A 19,939-nucleotide genomic window follows, 5' to 3' on the forward strand; every position below is an offset into this window, starting at 1 on the left:
AGAAGCCGGCTGTCATTCGTGATTAATGGACTTGCACGTTTACATCCGAACCGTCATGCAGGGCATCTGATGGCGACACCACCACGTCATCGCCTGGATTGACCGCAGCGGGAACCAGACGCATATCGCCGTAATGCTGCGAAGACGGCTGCACGGCCTGACGATGTGCCTTGCCATTCGCAACGATGAAGACGCTGTCGCTACCGTCACGCTGGACGATCGCCTTCGCCGGCACCAGCACGCCTTTGGGCGCCTGTGCAGCAGAAACAGTCGGCGCGTTCTCCAGGAAAGATACGCGCACACCCATGTCCGGCACGATGCGTGCATCCTTCTGCTCCAGCGCCACGCGCACCTTCACGGTCGCCTTGCCGCGATCGGCTGCCGGCACGATGGCAATCACGTGCGCGGGAATCTTCCAGTCCGGATACGCATCGAGCACCGCTTCTGCCGGCATCTTCGGGACGACACGGCCGATATAGGCTTCATTGACATCGGCATCCACTTCCAGCGAATCCATGTCCACGATGGTGCCGATACCCGTGCGCGTGAAACCGCCACCGGCTGAGAACGGCGAAATGATTTCACCGACCTGTGCATCCTTGGTGGTAATCACGCCATCGAATGGTGCACGCATGGTGCAGTAGTCGAAATTCACCTGGGCCTGCACGGTATTGGCATCGGCCGCCACCGCTTGCCGCTGTTGCGAAACCCGTTGTGCGCGCGTGCTGTCGGCAAGCGTACGCGCCTGTTCCGCCGCCTGCTTGGAAACCAGGCCCTGTTTGGCAAGCGCCTCATCGCGTGCCGCATCGCGCAGATTCTGCGTGAGCTGGCTCTGGTACTGGTCAACCAGTGCATGCGCAGCCTTGGCCTGTGCCGCGGCGGTATCCAGCGCGGCCTTGTACGCGCTGTCGTCCAGACGTGCCAGCACCTGATCTTTCTTGACGCGATCGCCTTCTTCAATCAACACCGCGGTCAAGGTGCCAGTGATCTGCGCGGATACGGTGGCCTGCCGACGCGCCGTAACGTAACCCGTCGCCTGCAATACGGCACCGACGGATGGATCGCTGCCTGCCGCGATGGCCTGCGCGACATGCACGGGTATAGTGCGATGGCTGAACCACCAGCCGCCGCCGGCACCGAGCACCAGCAACACGGCCACGATGCCGCCAACGATCCATCGCCAAGACCCTACTCCGCCCGCCGAATGTTCATCGCGCTGATGGCGCTCAATCTTCAATTCCTTCAGTAGATCGGTATTGGCCACGCTATGGTCCTGTTGTCCCCGATGTTTACACGATAGTAGCCCCGGTTATGTCCCCTCCACTGGCGCTCATCAATCTATGTCAATGACACCTGTCATGTCCCATGACGTACAGGCAGCCGCCGAATAGACAATGAGTGGGTCCGCCGTGAAATTCTCATGGAGGGCACGCCGATGCTTGCGCGTCACTGTCTCCGCCGCGAGCAGCGCGTGTTGAATACCTGTCATGACTAGCTTCTTACCGGGGAACATATTCAAAAAAGGTATGCCGATGGCAGACTCCACCGAACCGTATCACAGAAAAACGGAACGTCATCAGCCAGGCCACCGTGTCTGACTCATAAACCGCAACGTTTCCCGAGCGAGTAAAAGCGGCAAGATCAAACCTCAAACATTCGACCCCACGGACTTCTGTCAACCCCACCGTGCGTGAGAAGCAACTCTCTGTCACCGCTCCAACCACTAATCCGCTCTCCGCATAATGGAACACCTACGTCGCCATAGAGAAATCTGACACATAAAGAGCATCTTTCCCTCGAGTTGCTGTCATCCAAGTTGCATTGATCACTCGGCACATTGCGAACCAGTTTATTTCAAGGCGGCCTCACCCCATGAGGTTCGCCTTGAACCCTAAGCTCGCCTTGAACCCTGCTACGTTTTAAGGAGCATCCGTCAGTGAAGGCATTTGGCATCCCTGGATCGTCTGATTACGACATCACTCTCGATCATGCACATGGCGCTGACTTCTCTGTCAGTGAAGGTATGACTGTTTACGAGGCATGGATTCTCTTTTCCCTTCCATTGATAGGAGACGTGACGAAGCTACATAGAACACATGGGTGCGACGGTTTTAGGCAATAAGGGGATATAACTGATGGCAATAACGACAACACGCCAAGGAAAGGGGATACAGCGAAATGTCTTACCGCGAGTGCGTCATCCTGAGCCACCGCGGGTTCTTGCTGATGACTGTACCGTCAACATTTCGCTGAGATTGGCGTCACCCATTGTTCGCTTGCTGGATGGATTGCTCTCGGGGCAGGAATGCGACGGTTTGATCGCCCTAGCCACCCCACGCTTGCAGCGATCACTGGTCATTGCCGGGAGCGGCCGCGATAACATTCATCGTGCCCGTACTAGCGATGGCGTATTTCTTGATATTGGCGAGACGCCACTCATCAAACGCTTGGAGGAACGCATCGCCGCACTGCTTCGCATCCCAGTGAGCCACGGTGAAAAACTCCAGATACTACGTTACCTGCCCGGCCAGCAATATCAGCCACATCACGATTGGTTTGATCCCGACAGCGCCAGCTACGAGGCCGTGACGTCGCATGGTGGGCAACGCGTGGCCAGCCTCGTGATGTATCTCAACACCCCGGAAATGGGCGGTGGAACTAACTTTCCAAATATTGGCCTTGCAGTCACTCCGATAAAGGGATCCGCTGTGTATTTTGCTTACAAAGAGAGAGAGCAGGCGACTTTGCATGCAGGCATGCCAGTTCTCAAGGGGGAGAAATGGATAGCGACGAAATGGCTGCGCGAAAGACCGCTTGACGCCGGCTGATACGAGAAAAGCATCGTTTAAAGCCAAATCCAGGTGATTGCAAAGGAGGGGGAATGGAAGCTGAGTTGGAGACCGAGCATCTGTCCATCGAACTCAGGCGCGGGATGATAACACTGGCCGTCCTGATTCAGCTCCGCTCTGAAAATCATGGTTACGGCGTGAAGCAGGCTCTATCGCAGCTAGGTATGTCGTTGAAGGAGGGCACGCTCTATCCCATGTTGCGTCGATTAGAAGCGCAAGGGGCATTGAAGAGCCGTTGGGATACGAAGGGGGACCGCATGCGTAAGTATTACTCTCTTTCGGAGCAAGGTGTTGTCATGCTCAACGCTATGCAAAAACAGCGCGCACTGCTTGTTCAAATCATCGAAGAGTTGGAAAAATCGGCCTTCGATGAGTTTGCGAGTGCGCGTTCTAAGACACAACCGGAGCTGGAATGAGTCCTTTCGACAAATACGCCAAAACGCTGTCCTATTTTCTGCCCGCGAGGATGCGCGACGAGGTTGTTCGTGAAGTCATGAGCAATCTCTATGAAGAGTTGGAGGCTGAAGCGAAAACGGATCAAGAAGGCGATCGCGAGCAGATGATGAAAAGGATATTGACGCGAAAGCCCCCGGCTCGTGCGCTTGCCGGATCTTTTGTCGAAAAACGTCACGAACTGATTGGTGGGCGTGTCTATCCCGTATATAAATGGACGCTCTGGGCATCCCTGATCACCACGCTAATAACTATTTCTTCGCTTTCGCTGATGGATGGCTTTCGATGGGAAATGCTTGGTGAACTTGCGATCAGCTCGGTAGTGGTCTTCACCATCATCACTCTCATATTCGTGGCGATAGATCAACTCGAGCCCCTTCGCCATGTGGCCGAATCCATGTCAATGATCCGGACTCAGGAGTTTACGCAAGTCAAAACCGCCGTTCTGGATGTCACCAACCTGCCGCCACGCTACCGGCTTCATCGCCGCGTGCTGGCCATCGTACTTTTGTTCTGTCTTAACGTAGTGCCAGATCAGGTAGGTCTGGTTATGCTGATCAGCGAGCCGCATTTTCGGGTGTCAACGTATCCGATCCTGTCCTTGCAGTTTCTTGGCGTGCCAAGGCTGGTTATTAGCGCTTGGTGTGTCACCATCATACTGGTGGATGCGTTTTTGGCGTGGAAGAAGTCTTCGCGCTTCGAATTGATGACGGATATGTTCTTGCAATGTGCCGGCCTCTTGGTCGGCCTTTTCCTGCTTATCAATGGTCATATTTTCGCCATACCACATCCAGCGCAAGTCGCTAGCTATCCGAATGATTTGCGCATTGCAATGAATACTGTGGTCGCGCCGCCTTTGTTTCAGTCGCTGATGATCATCTTTTGGCTGGGTTGGCTGGCAAGGGCCTGGGGATTTTTTCAGAGATTTAGGCTCCATGTTTTATCCAGCGTGCTGTAAGCCAAGGTGTCTGCATTTTCTAGCGCGAACAAAAGGAACCAAGGAACGAACGATGGGCTATATGGGGCTGGTGGTGTCGGGACTTCGTTATAAGCAATCACAAATAGTAGTAACCTTTGTATGCATATCGATTGCGTTCTTACTGTTTGGGGTGCTGATTAGCGTGCAACAAACTTTTACAGCGAGTCGCAGCGAGGCATCATCTCATCGCGTGCGAAGCCAGGGCAGCAGTGCCATGACCGCGCCTATCCCCGTGAGCTATGCACAAAAGATTGCTTCCGTACCAGGTGTCGCTTCGGTGCTCTATGTCAATGCGGAGCCGGCCGCCTACCAAGACGATCCGAGGCATCTGTTATTGCAGGCGGTCTCCGCGCCTGATCTATTTGGGACTTTTCCCGAGCTGAAAGTGCCGGATGACCAACGCAGGGCATTCTTTAACGATAAGCAGTCGCTGTTGGTCGGTCCGGACATACTCAAGCGTTATGGCTGGCAATTGGGCCAGACGGTGACACTTCAAACCAACGTGCTGGACACAGCCGGTTCGGCGAGCTGGTCTTTTCACATCAATGCGGTCTATCACAGTGACGATCCAAAAGTGCCTGGCGATCTCACATTCGTTCACTACGCTTATTTCAATGACGCGAGAATAGGTAACAAGGATGTCGTGATCGGATTCGTCACTTCCATTGACGCACCTGATCAAGCTACGCGTATTGCATCCGAGATTGATCAACTCTTCGCCACATCGTCACCGAGACTCATTACGCATCCAGAAAATCAAGAAATGGAAAATCAGCTCACTCAACTCGTTGATTTCAGCAAGATCACCGTGATGGTGGCAGGACTCGTATTCATGTCCATGTTGCTGCTTTCGCATAACGTATGGCATGAACGGGTGCAAATGCGTCGGGTCGAGCTAGCCACGATGAAGGCCCTTGGGTTTCAGCCAGGTAGCGTATTAGCGCTAGTCATTGTGGAAGCGATGACACTCACCTTCGCCGGCGCATTTTGCGGACTGGCAATGGCGATGGGCTTGGTAACCGCGCTTCGTCCGCATGTGGAAAATTTCCTTCCAGGATTTCATTTCCCCCTCCCTGGCATTGCTTTTTATGCCGCCATGGCGATCGGATTTGCCGTGCTTTCGTCCGGGCTACCCGCGTACAAGGCCAGCCGCCTTCCGCTTCGCCCAAGTTCTCGCGATTAAGGGGGAGACACTGTGAAAGCCGTGTTGAGTCGATTCTTGTCGTTGCTCGTCATGTCGATCCACTCGCTTCCGTCAAGGACATCGTCGTCGATCGTCGCGGTCGTTGGATTTGCTGTGACGGGAGGCGTGTTGGTGTCCGTCCTTGCACTTGCCAGCGGCCTGTCTGGCTTCTGGCGGTCGGCTGGATCGGATGATGTCGCCATCATCCTAGCCAGAAGTTCGTTTTCCGAAGTTGGAAGTCGCTTCGCTCGAAACACGGCCGCATTGGTCCAGCAAATGTATTTCGAGAACATGATTATCTCGTGCAGCAGGCGGATCGTTTCAGGAAGTTGGCACTGATTCCAGGATTGGCGATCGTCCTGGTAATGGGAATCGCAGCGATGCTCGCTGCGGTCAATACCATGTTGTCGGCCATCCAGAGCCGACTGAGGGAGTTGGCAACGCTTCGAGCCATTGGATTCGACCCCATCACTGTTGCCGCGCAGTTACTGACCGAGGCGCTGATACTTGGCTTTCTGGGAGGAGCAATTGGGGCATTGACCTCAGTCAGTTTTCTGCATGGTCAGTCTGTGCTTACCTCCAACGGCTTTAGCGCCATGGCGATCAGCTTATCCGTACGCCCCGAAGCGGCCCTTGCTGCGATCGGCGCGGTGCTCTTATGCGCGCTAATCGCTGGTGCGTGGCCGGCGATCCTCATATCTAGAATTTGTATCGCGGATGCGTTGCGCAAGACCTGATATTTGGCATCAGTTACGAAGAGGCGTGAGTATGCGAGAGCTTGAGCATGTTCGCGATTGAGCTGACAACGATTTCCGTGGGTCACTATTCGCTTCCTTGCCACCATTCGCTGCTAACTTTCCTATATGCGCTACGTCATCGATCCCCCAACCCTCCCCAGTATTCCTGTCATCGGACGCGAAGAACGCTTTCCTGTCCGCCGTGTGTTCTGCATCGGCCGCAATTACGCCGAGCATGCACGCGAAATGGGCGCGAGTGTGGATGCTTCGGCACCCATGTTCTTCTGCAAGCCGGCCGACGCGGTGGTTACTGATGGTGCCGACCTGCCCTACCCCCAAGCCACTGTTAACCTGCACCACGAAGTGGAAATGGTGGTGGCGCTGAAGACAGGCGGCCGTGATCTGGATGCTCACCAGGCCGCCGAAGCAATCTTCGGTTACGGGGTGGGACTGGATCTGACTCGCCGCGATCTGCAGGCCATCGCCAAGGCCAAAGGCCATCCCTGGGATGTCGCCAAGGGCTTCGACCATTCCGCGCCGGTATCCGCGCTTCGCATGGCCAGCGAGGTCTCCCCCGGTGCGGAGACCGAAATCAGCTTGCAAGTGAATGGCACGTTGCGCCAGTGCGGACATCTGGGCGAGATGGTGCATAGCGTGGTCGACATCATCAAGACATTGTCCACGCTGTTCGAGCTCAAGCCTGGTGATGTGATCTTCACAGGCACACCGGCCGGGGTGGCGGCGCTTGAACGCGGCGACCGCTTTCATGCGGAACTACAGGACATTGCCACGCTGGATGGCAAAGTCGCCTGAGGGCCACCGTAACAAGCACTTCTAACAGCCTGTTAAAGTCCACACCGCCATCAGGCGCACAACCTTGGGGAGACAACAATGGGCATGCTGCAGGAATTCAAAGCATTTGCGATGCGTGGCAATGTGGTCGACATGGCGGTCGGTATCGTCATTGGTGGCGCGTTTGGCAAGATCGTTTCGTCGCTAGTCAGCGACATCATCATGCCGCCCATTGGCTGGATCACGGGCGGCATCGACTTCTCGGCGATGAAGTGGGTGATACGTCCGGCCGACAACAGCAACCCCGCGCACAAGGTCGCCGAGATCTCCGTCAATTACGGCAGTTTCGTCAACACGGTGATTGCCTTTGTAATCGTCGCGTTCGCCATCTTCATCCTGGTCAAGATCATCAATAAGATGCACATCCGCACCACCTCAGCGACTCCGGCGGAAGTGGCCCTGCTTACCGACATTCGCGATCTGTTGAAAAATCGGCAGTAAACCCTTGCAGCTATGACTTCCGGCCTAAGCATCAACTGGGACGGGCTCCATAATGGAGGTTGGTCATCGGGAGTCTTTCATGCGCCGTCCTGCTCTCACCTTGCTCGCCGCCAGCCTGATGCTGGTCTATGGATTTGCCGGCGCCACGGATGCGCCCACCACGATTCCCGCCGCCGCCGTGCAGACTGCCGAGCAGCTACGCGACAAGGCGTTGCATGATGACACCGCCTACACGACGGTCGAGGCCCTGACTACCGAGATCGGCTCGCGTCTGGCCGGTGGCGTGAACGATCAACGCGCCCGGGAATGGGCCATCGCACGCTTCAAGGCACTTGGCTTTGACAAGGTCTATACCGAACCGGTGACCTATCCGCTGTGGGTGCGTCGCAGCGAGCACGGCGCCATCGTCGCCCCCTTCCCGCAACCATTGACGCTGACCGCGCTGGGTTACTCCCCGGGTACGCCCAAGGGTGGGCTGACCGCGGAGGTGATGCCGTTCGCCAGCCTGGATGCCTTGAAGGCCGCCGATCCGGCCACGGTGAAGGGCAAGATCGTCTATATCGGCTTTCGCATGCACCGCACCAAGGACGGCCGCGACTACGACCTCGGCTCCGGCATCCGCATGCAAGGGCCAGTCGTGGCCATGGGCAAGGGAGCGGCGGGTTTCCTGTTGCGCTCGGCGGGAACGGATGCCAGCAGCCGCACCCCCCATACGGGCCTGACCGGCTTTACCGATCCAGCCAAATCGATTCCAGCGGCAGCGCTCTCCAACCCGGATGCCGATCAGCTCGAGCGCGTGCTCGCCTACGGCAAGCCGGTCACGGTGAAGCTGGATCTGGACTGCGGCATCGAAGGCCAATACACCGGATACAACGTGATCGGTGATCTTGTTGGCCGCAAATATCCGGATCAAGTGGTCGCCATCGGCGGCCATCTCGATTCCTGGGATCCGGGCACCGGCGCCATCGATGACGGTGCCGGCGTGGCGATTGCCCTGGGTGCCGCCAAACTGATTCACGATCTGCCGCAGCGCCCGGATCGCACGGTGCGGGTGATCGCCTTCGCCAACGAGGAAATGGGTTTGTGGGGCGGTCGTGCGTATGCGGACAAACATGCCGCCGCCGTGGGCAGCTTCCAGCTCGGTTCCGAATCCGACCTCGGCGCGGCGCCAGTCTGGCAGATGAGTGCCAGCGTAAAACCGCAAGCACGCGGCGCTATCGAGCAGATAGCCAAGGTGCTTCAGCCAATTGGCGTAGCCTACGACGCCAAGCAGCCGGGCGGAGGCGGCTCCGATCTTTCACAGATGCACCGCAAGGGCATGGCTGCGTTGACGTTGGCCCAGGACGCCACCTACTACTTCGACTGGCACCACACCGCGAACGACACTCTGGACAAGATCGATCCAAAGCAGCTTGCGCAGAACGTGGCGGTGTATGCCGTATTCAGTTACATGGCCGCACAAGCGGATGGCGACTTCGGTTCGGCGCCGGGCGCGTTTGCCCACGATGGCGCGGAGGAATAAGCGCGCCGGTCAGGTCGCGTTCAAAAGCAGGTGCGGCCTTAATCCTCTTTGAGGGGTTCGACCGGCGCTTCGGTGACATCGAGCGCCTGCAGGTTTTCCTTGATCCGGGTCATCACGTCCATGGCCTGGGACATTTCCTCGTAGGTAACGCCCGCCGTACATTCACGGCGCAGCTCATAGGCAATGCGCTCCATATCATCGATCACGTCGCTGGCCTGTGCCGTGATGTAAAGACGCCACGCCCGTCGATCCTTGGGATCCGGCCGACGCTCGACAAAACCCGCCGCCTGCAGCCGGTCGATCACACGCCCCACGGCGATGGGCTCCATTTCCAGGAAGTCGGCCAACTCGGTCTGACGCAGGCCCTCGCGGTGGTGCAACATCTTGGTGGCGCGCCACTGGGCGCGTGTCAGGCCGAATTTCACCGCGCGCCGATCGAAATGCTTGCGGAACAACAGGGTGACGTCATTCAGCAGGTAACCAAAGGAAATATCTTCCGTTTTTGGCATGATTCAGCACTCTGGGTGTCACCGTTCACATAAGCTAAGCATAAGCCCAAAGATGCCTATGATTGTCATCACTGCCAACCTTACCCGACTGGCCCTTGACGCCATCGTGAATGCTGCCAACCCGAGGTTGCTGGGTGGCGGCGGTGTGGACGGCGCCATCCATCGTGCAGTCGGACCAGCGCTGCTGGCAGCTTGCCGCACATTGCCCGAGGTCGCGCCCGATGTACGCTGCCCTGTTGGCGAGGCTCGCATCACACCGGGCTTCAATCTGCCGGCCCGCTATGTCATCCATACCGTAGGGCCAGTGTGGCACGGTGGCCATGCCGGTGAAGCCGCCTTGTTGGCGAGTTGCTATCGCTCAAGCATCGCATTGGCGATGGAGCACGATCTGCACAGCATCGGTTTTCCGGCGATCAGTTGCGGCGTGTACGGCTATCCCCCCGAGCAGGCTGCGCGAGTGGCGGTTGCCACCTTGCTGCGGATTTCGGCGATCGTGACCGCGTATTTCGGTTGATCGTGACCGGTCAGCGCCAGTCATTGTGCGGTGCACTCGAGTGTAACTGGACCGGTCACGATGAGGTATCGGCGGCTGGCTTGGCGGAGGACTTTCGGCGCATCGATTCGCCCTTCAGCACGATGCGATGAGAGCGGTGTACGAGACGGTCGAGGATGGCATCGGCGAGGGTGGGATCGTTGAGCCAGGCGTGCCAGTGTTCGATCGGTAGCTGGCTGGTGATGAGGGTCGATTTGCCGTTGCCGCGATCGTCGATGACCTCCAGCAGATCATGGCGCGCCGCCTGATCGAGCGGTGTCATGCCCCAATCGTCAAGGATTAGCACGTCGATGCGCGCCAACTGAGCAAGCACGCGACCGAAGCTGCCGTCGGCGTGGGCGATGCGTAGCATCTCGGCGAGGCGTGGCACACGCTGATACAGCACCGGGAAGCCTTGGCGGCAGGCATGTTGTCCAAGCGCACACGCCAGCCACGTTTTACCAACCCCGGTCGGACCGGTCAGCAACACACTTTGCCCCTGCCGGATCCAGTCGCCGCCGGACAAGGTGGCGATCAGGCGTTTGTCGATACCGCGGTCGGCGCTGTACTGCACATCTTCCAGGCAGGCCTGGGCGTGTTTGAGCTTGGCCACACGAAGTAATCGTTCCTGCCGTCGACCGTCACGCCAATGGCGTTCGCGATCGACCAGCATGCCGAGCCGATCTTCGAACGGCAGATCGTGACAGGCCGGCAACAGGCGCTGTTCTTCCAGCGCCTGTGCCATGCCGTCGAGCTTGAGGGCACGCAAGTGTTCAAGGGTGGGATGGATCAACAAGGTGGTCTCCTTTTCAGTGAGTGGTGGGTGGATCGCGGTAATAGGTGGGGCCACGCAGGTTGACGTGGTCGGGTGTGACCCAGTCGGTTTGGGCGATGGCGCTGGGCAAGGGGTGTTGATCGAGCTTGTTGTGCAGGATCGACTGCACGGATTTGCGCGTGCGCGAACCGATCGCCCACGCGCGTGCGCAGGCCGCTTCCAGGCGGTCGTCGCCGTACTGGCGCGCGAGCGCCAGCAGCCCCAGGCAACTGCGATAGCCCATCTCCGGATGCGGGCGCTCGGTCAGCAGGTGCTCGACCAACTGACGGGTTGCCGCGCCGATCGTGTCGGCCCAGTGCAGGAAGCGACCGGGTGACCATTCCCGATGCGCACGATGTGCGGCCGGCATGTGGTCGGCGACGGTGGTGTGGCGTCCGCGCGCCGGGGAGCGGACGTGGCTGGCGATGCGCTGGCCGGCATGCAGGATCTCGACGGTGGTGTCGGTGATGCGCGCCTCGACGGTCTTGCGTACCAGGCTATGCGGCACGCTGTAGTAATGGCCATCGACCTCGATGTGGTAATCGATGTTGACCTTGCACGGCTTGAAGCGCGCCGGCTCATAGGGTTGCGCCGGCAAGGGCATCAGGGCGGGACGGTCGATCGTCTCGAACCACGAACGGCGCGAGCCGTCGAGCTTCTTGAACGGCCGTGCATTCAAGTCCGTCAGCAGGTCGGCGATGGCGTGATTGAGAGCGCTGAAGGTAAAAAAGCACGGATGGCGCAAGCGCGCGAGGATCCAGCGCTCGACCACCTGCACGCCGACCTCGACCTTGGCCTTGTCCTGCGGGCGTCGTGGGCGGGCCGGCAGGATCGCCATGCCGTAATGCTCTGCACACGCCTGCGTAGCACGGTTGAGCACGGGCTCGTAGCGATCCGGCTGGGTGATCAGCGCGCGCGGATTGTCAGGTACCACCAGCGCCGGCACGCCACCAAAAAATGCCAACGCCTGCGTCAAGCCGCGCAGCCAGTCGATCTGCGTTTCGCCCGGTGTGGCGCAGGCATAGGTGAAACTGGACGCACCCAGCACGGCCACGAAGATGTGCGCTCGCCGCAGCTCGCCGGTGTCGGGGTTGACGACGCCAAGGGTGGGGCCGGCGTAGTCGATAAACAGCTTTTCACCGGCAACGTGCAACTGACGCATCGAGCGGCGCAGCGAGGCCGTGTAGTCGTGGAGGTGCTGGCAAAACTGGGTGTATTGGTACGTGAGACGGCCAGCGTTCGCGTCGCAGTATTCCTGCCACAACAATTGTCGCGTGACGCCTTTGCGGCGCAACTCCCGATGCACCCATGGCAGATCGATGGGTGCCCGCTCGCCACGCACGGCGGGTGGTGACATACACAACTGGGCGGCAATCGCGTTGTCGTCCATGGCGGACAGGCCGGGCCAGTCCAGTCCGGCGGCCGTGGCACGTTTCACGTACTTGCTGACCACGCCCTTGGACAGACCCAAGGCCAAGGCGATGCGTTCGTGCGAGAGGTCGCACTCCAGCTTCAGTCGAAGACATTCTTTGATCTTGCGCATAGCTACTCGCGGGGTCGGCATCGCCACTCCAAAAAGCCGTGGAGGATGCCGTTGCGTTGAAGTTATGCACAACGAGGGGCGCGTTTCGGTAAGCCGTGACCGCTGATTTCGGTGACCGTCGAAAATCGGTCACGATCAACCGAAACGGGCGGTCACGGCTTACCGAAATGACCGGTCACGCCTTACCGAAATGGGCGGTCACGATGGGCCGAAATACGCACTTGCGCGCTGTGCTTGCTACACACCCCCATATGGATGTGCGGCTTTGTTGTTTCGACGATCGCATGGCGACGATCTGGCGGAATGCGCTTAATCAAGCTTGAAGGGGTAGAGCGGAGGCAAGGGTGAGTCCTCGCTTGACTCGCCTTCGCGGCGCCATACAAATCCCTGCGCAAAAACTTCTGCCAGAGGAGTGGTGTCTTCGGCGGACGCCCCGGCGTACTGCAGGCGTTGCAAGCCATCGATGGCTGCCCGTTGTTGTTCCGAGGCAAGCGCCTGGGACACCTGTCCAAGGTTTTGCAGACCGGGACGCTCGCTGCGCGCCCAGGCCAAAAGACGCCGGGCTTGCGCCGTGCGGTCCTTGCCGCGTGCTGCTTGCATGAACGCGTGACGCGAAGAACGCACTGAATCGCTGTGCCCAGAGCCCTCACGCAGCGCATCGGAAGGAACTGTCTTGCGTCGACGCCACCACCCGAAGGCGACGACGCTAATTACCCACAAACCGATGCTGCCGATCGCAATCCAGCGCCAAAGTGTAGGCGACGATGGCGCTGCGACATTCCCAACAGCTCCAACACTACTGGCTGTTGCGGGGACGACATTCGCCACTGCAGTGTGTGCCACCGATGCGGGGGTCGCCGGTGCGTTGTTTGCTGACGGCAACACGGTTAGCGTATGCGCAGGTAGTGAGGCGACCTGCTTCTGGCCGGTCTGCACGTTGAACCAGGTCAAGGTCATCGCCGGAATGGTCAACGTGCCCGTACGCTGCGGAAAGATCGCAAAACTGCGTTCGCGATGCCCAGTCAGCCACTGGCCATCGTCATGGGTGGTGTCGATGGTTTGATCGGGATACACCGTTCCGCCATCGATGGTGGGAAGGCTCAGTGGCGGCAAGCTATCGGCTGGCACGCCAACCGCCTGGATGCTCATGTGCAAATTGATCGGCTGTCCTACCTGCGCCTTGTCGTCACCTGGCAAGCCTTCCAGTTTCAGCGTCAAGGCGCGTGCCGGCAACCATGTTGTCGAACCCCAATCCGACGGTGGCGCCTGCACATTCACAATAAGTGGGGACGAATCGGCGGTGACCGGCGAGGTATTTCCAAACAGCCCGCCCTGACCGAAGAAGCTGCCCGGATCATTCGGATTAGCAGGGTCAACGGCTTCGCCTTGGAACTCGATCGAAGGAATCGTCAGCGAACCGGCTCGTTGTGGAATCAACGCGTAACGCCGCTCGATGACGTGATAGCGCCTGCCATTGCGCACGGCTTCATCATTGGTATCGGCACCGAGTTTGCGTATGTCCGTACCATCGGGATGCGGGTCGGGCAAAGAGCCGCTGTTCAAATTGACATCGAAGAACAGACGCACGGTGTATAGCAATTGCTGTCCGACATAAACATGATCTGGATTAACGGCAACTTCGATAAAGATATCTTTGCGTGTATCCGCGCTGGCAGCGTTATCTGGCGAACCGACATGCAAGGTCAGTGGCGCTGTCTGACTGCCTGCTATCGATAGCGATGGAATCTGCAGATCACCCATGTGTTTGGGGCGCAAGGCGATGCCGATTATCAGCTCCGCACTTGGCCGACCATTCATGACCGTGAGCGTGCTGTTGGTGGATGTGCCCAGCACTTCGAAATCGTTATCCAGCACACTTAGATCCGGCGTATTGGCACTCATGCTGCCGTCGATGCGCAGATTGAGCGTTACCGTTTCGCCAAGGTGCACGTCATTGCGGTCCAACGAGGCTTGCACGCTGGCTGCCACCGCGCTGAGCGGCAACAACAGGCAAAGCAGCAGCAACCAGCGATAACTCATGGTTGATCTCCAGCTTCCGGTTGCTCGCCCATGCGCTCCCGGTATTCCAGCTCAAATTTGCGGCGCAGCAAGGCGCCCGGGTCGTCGGGCACGCGCTCCAGAGCGTGGCGCACATCGTTGGGGAGCTTGGACAGCGGGTCATCGCTATCGACGGCTCCCAGCTCGTGCGCTTGCGGCGCTTTTTGCGTCTTGCGTCCCTCTTGGGCGAGCGCCTGATTCATCTGCTGCTGCAAGCCTTGCTGTGCTTTGTCCGCCTGCGCTCGTTCGCTGGACGAGGGCGGTGCAGGAGCCTGCTTCGACGCATCCTGACCGGATGAATTTTGCTGGCCTTGTTGCGAATCCTGGTTTTGCTGCTTATCGGTTTGCTGCGAACCTTGCGACGCATTCGCACTGTTCTGCCGCAGGTTGGCCTTGCCTTGATCCTGTTGGTTGTGGCCTTGCTGATCTGGGCTGTTTTGCTGGCCGTTGTTCTGTTGCGGTCCGGATGATTTGTCACCCTTCCGTGGCTGATTCTGAGGATTGTCGCCCTGCTGTTGACCGGACGATTGTCCTGCATGGCCTTGCTGGCCACCTTGCTTGTTCTGATTGCCCTGCCCACTGCCAGCGCGCTGTTGCTGCTGCGATGAGCCATTCTGCGGCGGCTTGCGCATGGCTTCTTCCACGGCCTTGCGATTCGCCCTCGCATCGTCGTTGTGCGGATCGAGTTTCAGCGCTTGATCGTAGGCCTTGATGGCATCGGGATAACGTCCCAGCTTGGCAAGCGCGTTACCCAGATTGTATGGGGCATCCGCGCCCTTGGCTTGTTCGAGTGCTTGAGCCGCGGCGGCATAATCTTTGGCGCGATAGGCCGCTGCGCCACGCAACGCCGGATCTTGCGCCAATCGCTGGGCTTTGGCAGCGTCGCCGCGCTGCAAGGCACGCGCGGCTTGCTGATCGGGACGCTGCCACCAATCTTGCCAGCTCATAGCCTGCGCGGGACTGGACCAAAGCGGCAGCAACGCCAGCGGCACCAGCAAAACCCAGCCGCGCCGGAAAGCCATCGCCGCCACCAGCAACAACGGCAGGAGCAGCCATGGTCCGCGATCCTGCCACGCGTCACCACTGCGACCTTCGGCTACCAAGGCATGCTGGATCGGCTGTAGCGCGGCGTGCAATGCGGCGATATCGCTACCATTGTCGTTCATGGCCACGTAGACACCACCGCCTGCCCGAGCAAGGGCGCGCAAGTTTTCATCGTTACGGCGCGCCACAACCATGTTGCCTTGGTCATCATGCAGGAAGCTGCCATCGGCCTGCGGAACCGGCACGCCCTGGTCCGTTCCTATGCCCAAAACGGACACACGCACTCCGGATGACAGAGCCTTGCGTGCCGCGGCCAGTGCCGCGGCGTTCGCATCATCGGTCAGCAATACCAGTGAGGCGCTGCCCGATTTGGCGTTCTGGATCAGTTGCACGCCTTGCTCGATAGCAGCGGCCGCATCGTTGCCATCGACTGGCATGGTGTCCGGCCCCATAGCATTGAGCAAGTCATCCAGGCTATGCGCATCGCTGGTCAGCGGCGCGACGACAAAGGATTGCCCCGCATAGCCGATCAGCGCGTTCAAGCCATCTTTGTTTGCAACGAGCAGGTCGCGTGCCTTGTAGCGAGCCCGCTCCATGCGGCTGGGCTGCACATCCCGTGCTTGCATATGTTGCGACAGTGAAATAGCGATGACTTGCGCGGCATGATGGGTGTACAAAGGCTCGGTAACACGACTCCAGGTAGGGCCAGACAGCGCCAACACACCTAGCGTCCAACCCAAGGCGAACAAGCACGAGGGCCAACGCGTACGCTGAGTGCGACCGCTCAGCAGATGGGGAAGCAACTCTGCATCAGCCAGACGACTGAGTTCACGCTCAGCGGTATCCCAGCGCGAATCGAACCACAGCACCAGCGGCGGCGCCAACAGACCCCATAGCCACTGTGGCTGCAGGAAATGGAATTGATTCAGGACCTCGCTCACGCGGCAGTGCTCCGCAAACGTGGCCACAACATGCCCAGCAACAAGCACAGCGCCGAAGCGATAAGCGGTAGCCGGAACAGCTCATGCCGCAAGCGCAGACGGGGACCCTGTTGTGGCATCGGTTCCAGTGCATCAATGGCGCGATAGGCATCGGCAAGCTGATTGCCATCTGTCGCACGATAGAACTGCCCACCCGTCTCGCGTGCGATGTAGGTCAGCATATCGGCATCGAGATCGGCAGAGGGATTGATCACGCTGTCACCAAACAGTCCCGGCACGGTCATGCGGGTAGCTCCAATGCCGATGGCATAAATGCGCACGCCGGCCGCTTTCGCTGCTTTCGCTGCATCTTGGGGCGAGATGCTGCCGGAATTGTTGACGCCGTCAGTGAGCAGGATCAGCACGCGCGCTTGTTCCGGTAGCGCGGCAAGGCGCTTGACGGCTACGGCGATGGCGTCGCCAATGGCCGTTTCGGTACCCGGCAAGCCTACTGTGGCACTCTGCAGTTGCGCACGCACGGCATGGAGGTCATACGTTATCGGCGTAACAAGAAACGCCCGGGTCCCGAACAGCACCAGTCCCAGTTCATCACCTTGACGACGCGAAATGAAGTCACCCGCAATGGCCTCGACCGCGCCGAAACGGCTGAGTTGTTGACCCCCCAGTTGCATATCTGGCGTTTGCATGCTGCCCGAAAGGTCAACGGCAAACATCATGGCCCGGCCACTATGTTGCTGGGGTTGCGGTGGCCCCAGTGTCTGCGGCCGTGCGGCCGCGGCGAGCAGGCACAGCCATCCCAAAACCAGCAACCACGACCCCGCACTGCGGGTTGTAACGCCATCACCAACACGCCATGCCAACGACGCGTGAGGCAAGTGCAACGCCCGCCCTGGCTGCGCTGGTTGCAACGCGCGCCACGCAAACCATGGCAACGGCAAGAATGCGAAAACCCATGGCCAGGCGAACTCAGACATCTCCCCTCTCCATGACCTTCATGCGGCGTAGCGCGACATCCAGCCATCGCTGAGCTGCTGCCTGAACCTGCAGACGATCGAATTCGGCGTGTGGTTGATACATGCGCGCGTCCAACGTCATCAGCGCATCCAGTGTTGCGTCATCCACCGGTATGTACGCCAGCACCTGTCTCCAGCGATCACCCTGGATGAGGTGCGCATCGGCGGCATAACGCCGCGCGGCACGGCGCAATAGCTGATGCAGGGCTGCTGCATACGTCGCATCATCATCCGCATGGCGTTTCGCAAGCAGCTCGATCTCAGCGAAAACGCGGCCACGAATCGCTCGCCTTCCGTGAGTGCGCCGATAGAGCAACCAGCCAGCAATAGCGATCAGGCAAACTATGCCCAAAAGCACCCACCATCCAGGCGCGGGCGGCCACCATGGTGGCCCGGGAGGCACGTGGATATCTCGCAGAGCCAGACTATCTTGTGCCTGCGGAGGAACACCGATCATCGCTTGCCTCCCGCATCACGCAACAATGCAGATACCGATTCGAGGGGATCGGCAGCCGTATCGATCATGCGATACGGGATGCCAAGCGACTGCGCCATCGCCGCAAGCCGGACTTGCCCTGCCCCCAAACTTTGCTGGAAGGACTCGCGCTGACGCGCCGACTGGAGTACGAGCGTGCGACGTTGCCCATCATGTTCGATCGGATAGTGTCCCGAAGGAATCGGCGTGAGCTCAAGCACATCAGCGACGATCAACACCCGCACCGCGGTGTGCCACATCATTTCCGCCAGACGATTGCGCGAGATCTCATCACTGCTTTGGCCATCCGTTATCAACAACACGCGATTGGCGCCACGCTGGAGCCGAATCACATGCTGCAAAGCTTGCGAGAGCGACTCGGACGCACCAAAGAAGCCGTCCCTTTTTGCCAGTGCACCGCACACATCCAGCGCACCGTGCACACCGGCTCGTGGACGTTGCAGGTGCCGGTCACCACCAAACTGCATTAATCCGACACGCTCGCCCGCATGGACGGCATACCAGGCGGCCAAGGCGGCAGCGCGCGCCGCCTGGACGGATTTGAAGCGCACGCGGGTTCCGAAATGCATGCTGGCGTGCTGGTCCAGCAAGATCAACAACTGCCCTTCGCGCTCTTCCTGGAACAGCTTGGTATGCAAGCGGCCACTGCGCGCCGTCAATCGCCAATCGAGGCGACGCACATCGTCGCCCGGCTGGTATGCCCTCGATTCGGCGTAATCCATGCCGCGACCATAAAGGCGGCTCGACTGAATGCCGACCCGGGTTGCGCGACTGTCCTGCGGAGGCAATCGCAAACGCTGCACGCGGCCGCACAACGCGATCAGCTCAGCCAGCGATACGCGCACCCGGCCATCGCCATCCTTATGATGCTGGACCACGGCATTCACGGCAGCGGCACGAGATCCAGCAAACGGCCGATGACTTTTTCGCTGCGAACACCTTCGGCTTCCGCTTCGTAACTCAACAACACGCGATGACGAAGCACTTCGTAAACAATGGCGTGAACGTCTTCCGGCAACACAAACTCGCGCCCCGCCAGCCATGCGTGAGCACGCGAGCAGCGATCAAGTGCGATGGTGGCGCGCGGACTCGCACCCCAGGCGATCCAGCGCTTCAACTCCGGGCCATAACGACCCGCATCTCGCGTTGCGAGCACGAGCTGCGCCAGATATTGCTCCAAGGCTGGCGCCATATGCACGGCCAGCGCGGCTTCGCGTGCCGCAAAAACATCCTGCTGAGCCACCACTGTTTCGACATGTGCCGGCTGATGTAACGGCCTGGTTGCCTGCTCACGCGCCAGACGCAGAATGGCGAGTTCCGATGCCGCATCCGGATAACCGATGGTTACATGCATCACGAAACGATCGAGCTGTGCTTCCGGCAATGCGAAGGTGCCTTCCTGCTCGATCGGATTTTGCGTGGCCATGACCATGAACAGTTCAGGCAAGCGCCAGGTATTGCGCCCGACCGTGATTTGCCGTTCCGCCATCGCCTCCAGCAACGCAGATTGCACTTTTGCCGGGGCGCGGTTGATTTCATCGGCCAACACGATGTTGTGAAACAGCGGGCCACGCTCGAATTCGAAGCTGCCCGTCTGGGGCCGGAAGATATCCGTGCCGGTCAGGTCCGCCGGCAACAGGTCTGGAGTGAACTGAACGCGATGGAAGTCCGCTTCGATACGCCCGGCTAAGGCTTTCACTGCCGTGGTCTTGGCCAACCCGGGGGCGCCTTCGACCAGCAAGTGCCCATCGGCGAGCAGGGCGATCAGCAGGCAATCGATCAACCTTGGCTGACCTATGATTTGGCGCTGCAAATCGTCACGGAGTCGGGAAAACGCTTGTTGCAGACGTCCGGGAACGGGGACTTGGGGCATATCCATCCGAAAATCCTGTACTGCTTCGTGCCAGGTCAGACCACGACGAAGTAGGAAAGTTTGGTGGTGAATGTTGTTTTAACGGCAAGGGGCAGCACAG

20 protein-coding genes are annotated in these 19,939 nt (G+C 59.2%); 9 read left to right on the top strand and 11 right to left on the bottom strand.

The features are described from left to right. Positions 1–22 precede the first annotated feature (22 nt). Entirely contained in the window at positions 23–1,264 is a 1,242-nt protein-coding gene (locus tag EO087_RS09630) for an efflux RND transporter periplasmic adaptor subunit (RefSeq protein ID WP_128898676.1), read from the bottom strand. Positions 1,265–2,135: 871 nt separating this feature from the next. Here EO087_RS09630 and EO087_RS09635 point away from each other — a divergent pair. Genes EO087_RS09635 through EO087_RS09650 form a run of 4 tightly spaced genes read left to right on the top strand, consistent with a single transcriptional unit; the run spans position 2,136 to position 5,464 of the window. Further along, a complete protein-coding gene (locus tag EO087_RS09635) occupies positions 2,136–2,828 on the top strand; it encodes a 2OG-Fe(II) oxygenase (protein WP_128898677.1) in 693 nt (230 codons plus the stop codon). Between the two features lie 53 nt (positions 2,829–2,881). After that, positions 2,882–3,265: a PadR family transcriptional regulator gene (locus EO087_RS09640; RefSeq protein WP_128898678.1), complete on the top strand. Its 384-nt coding sequence runs from the start codon at positions 2,882–2,884 to the stop codon at positions 3,263–3,265. Continuing rightward, positions 3,262–4,260: a hypothetical protein gene (locus EO087_RS09645; protein WP_128898679.1), complete on the top strand. Its 999-nt coding sequence runs from the start codon at positions 3,262–3,264 to the stop codon at positions 4,258–4,260. Before EO087_RS09640 ends, EO087_RS09645 begins: the two co-directional genes overlap by 4 nt. A 52-nt stretch (positions 4,261–4,312) precedes the next feature. Continuing rightward, on the top strand, positions 4,313–5,464 hold the full coding sequence (locus EO087_RS09650; protein WP_164931808.1) for an FtsX-like permease family protein: 1,152 nt from the start codon (positions 4,313–4,315) through the stop codon (positions 5,462–5,464). Here the strand turns inward: EO087_RS09650 and EO087_RS09655 are convergent. After that, positions 5,461–5,757 carry a hypothetical protein gene (locus EO087_RS09655; RefSeq protein WP_128898681.1) on the bottom strand — a complete coding sequence of 99 codons (297 nt, stop codon included), beginning with the start codon at positions 5,755–5,757 and terminating at the stop codon, positions 5,461–5,463. The genes EO087_RS09650 and EO087_RS09655 overlap by 4 nt on opposite strands. Before the next feature lie 9 nt (positions 5,758–5,766). Here EO087_RS09655 and EO087_RS09660 point away from each other — a divergent pair, with 9 nt between their 5' ends. The 4 genes from EO087_RS09660 to EO087_RS09675 all read left to right on the top strand — a co-directional run bounded on the left by EO087_RS09660 (position 5,767) and on the right by EO087_RS09675 (position 9,016). Beyond that, the gene (locus tag EO087_RS09660) at positions 5,767–6,201 is read left to right on the top strand and encodes an ABC transporter permease (RefSeq protein ID WP_128898682.1); all 435 of its coding nucleotides are present in this window, start codon (positions 5,767–5,769) and stop codon (positions 6,199–6,201) included. Between the two features lie 126 nt (positions 6,202–6,327). After that, on the top strand, positions 6,328–7,014 hold the full coding sequence (locus tag EO087_RS09665) for a fumarylacetoacetate hydrolase family protein (RefSeq protein WP_128898683.1): 687 nt from the start codon (positions 6,328–6,330) through the stop codon (positions 7,012–7,014). Positions 7,015–7,092: 78 nt separating this feature from the next. Next, on the top strand, positions 7,093–7,494 hold the full coding sequence (gene mscL / locus EO087_RS09670) for a large-conductance mechanosensitive channel protein MscL (RefSeq protein WP_128898684.1): 402 nt from the start codon (positions 7,093–7,095) through the stop codon (positions 7,492–7,494). A gap of 79 nt (positions 7,495–7,573) precedes the next feature. Beyond that, on the top strand, positions 7,574–9,016 hold the full coding sequence (locus EO087_RS09675; protein ID WP_128898685.1) for a M20/M25/M40 family metallo-hydrolase: 1,443 nt from the start codon (positions 7,574–7,576) through the stop codon (positions 9,014–9,016). Between the two features lie 38 nt (positions 9,017–9,054). Here EO087_RS09675 and EO087_RS09680 read toward each other — a convergent pair whose 3' ends face one another. Next, entirely contained in the window at positions 9,055–9,525 is a 471-nt protein-coding gene (locus EO087_RS09680) for a MarR family transcriptional regulator (protein ID WP_128898686.1), read from the bottom strand. Between the two features lie 52 nt (positions 9,526–9,577). Here EO087_RS09680 and EO087_RS09685 point away from each other — a divergent pair, with 52 nt between their 5' ends. Continuing rightward, on the top strand, positions 9,578–10,039 hold the full coding sequence (locus EO087_RS09685) for an O-acetyl-ADP-ribose deacetylase (RefSeq protein ID WP_128898687.1): 462 nt from the start codon (positions 9,578–9,580) through the stop codon (positions 10,037–10,039). Positions 10,040–10,094: 55 nt separating this feature from the next. On the opposite strand, the gene istB is transcribed toward EO087_RS09685, so the two are convergent. From istB to EO087_RS09725, 8 genes are all read right to left on the bottom strand, one after another. Then, positions 10,095–10,853, bottom strand: a complete 759-nt coding sequence (gene istB, locus EO087_RS09690) for an IS21-like element helper ATPase IstB (RefSeq protein ID WP_128897459.1) — start codon at positions 10,851–10,853, stop codon at positions 10,095–10,097. Between the two features lie 13 nt (positions 10,854–10,866). After that, complete coding sequence (gene istA / locus EO087_RS09695) at positions 10,867–12,435, bottom strand: IS21 family transposase (RefSeq protein WP_128897460.1); 1,569 nt, start codon at positions 12,433–12,435, stop codon at positions 10,867–10,869. Positions 12,436–12,723: 288 nt separating this feature from the next. After that, positions 12,724–14,454 carry a BatD family protein gene (locus EO087_RS09700; RefSeq protein ID WP_128898688.1) on the bottom strand — a complete coding sequence of 577 codons (1,731 nt, stop codon included), beginning with the start codon at positions 14,452–14,454 and terminating at the stop codon, positions 12,724–12,726. Beyond that, the gene (locus tag EO087_RS09705) at positions 14,451–16,457 is read right to left on the bottom strand and encodes a tetratricopeptide repeat protein (protein WP_128898689.1); all 2,007 of its coding nucleotides are present in this window, start codon (positions 16,455–16,457) and stop codon (positions 14,451–14,453) included. Before EO087_RS09705 ends, EO087_RS09700 begins: the two co-directional genes overlap by 4 nt. Continuing rightward, a complete protein-coding gene (locus EO087_RS09710) occupies positions 16,454–17,431 on the bottom strand; it encodes a VWA domain-containing protein (RefSeq protein WP_128898690.1) in 978 nt (325 codons plus the stop codon). Before EO087_RS09710 ends, EO087_RS09705 begins: the two co-directional genes overlap by 4 nt. Further along, a complete protein-coding gene (locus tag EO087_RS09715) occupies positions 17,424–17,927 on the bottom strand; it encodes a DUF4381 family protein (RefSeq protein ID WP_128898691.1) in 504 nt (167 codons plus the stop codon). Before EO087_RS09715 ends, EO087_RS09710 begins: the two co-directional genes overlap by 8 nt. Further along, the gene (locus tag EO087_RS09720; protein ID WP_128898692.1) at positions 17,924–18,853 is read right to left on the bottom strand and encodes a DUF58 domain-containing protein; all 930 of its coding nucleotides are present in this window, start codon (positions 18,851–18,853) and stop codon (positions 17,924–17,926) included. Before EO087_RS09720 ends, EO087_RS09715 begins: the two co-directional genes overlap by 4 nt. After that, complete coding sequence (locus EO087_RS09725) at positions 18,850–19,845, bottom strand: MoxR family ATPase (RefSeq protein WP_128898693.1); 996 nt, start codon at positions 19,843–19,845, stop codon at positions 18,850–18,852. The genes EO087_RS09720 and EO087_RS09725 overlap by 4 nt, the downstream gene beginning before the upstream one ends. Positions 19,846–19,939 lie beyond the last annotated feature (94 nt).

Origin of the sequence: Dyella sp. M7H15-1 (assembly GCF_004114615.1) — a bacterium.
Taxonomy (GTDB): Bacteria; Pseudomonadota; Gammaproteobacteria; order Xanthomonadales; family Rhodanobacteraceae; genus Dyella_B.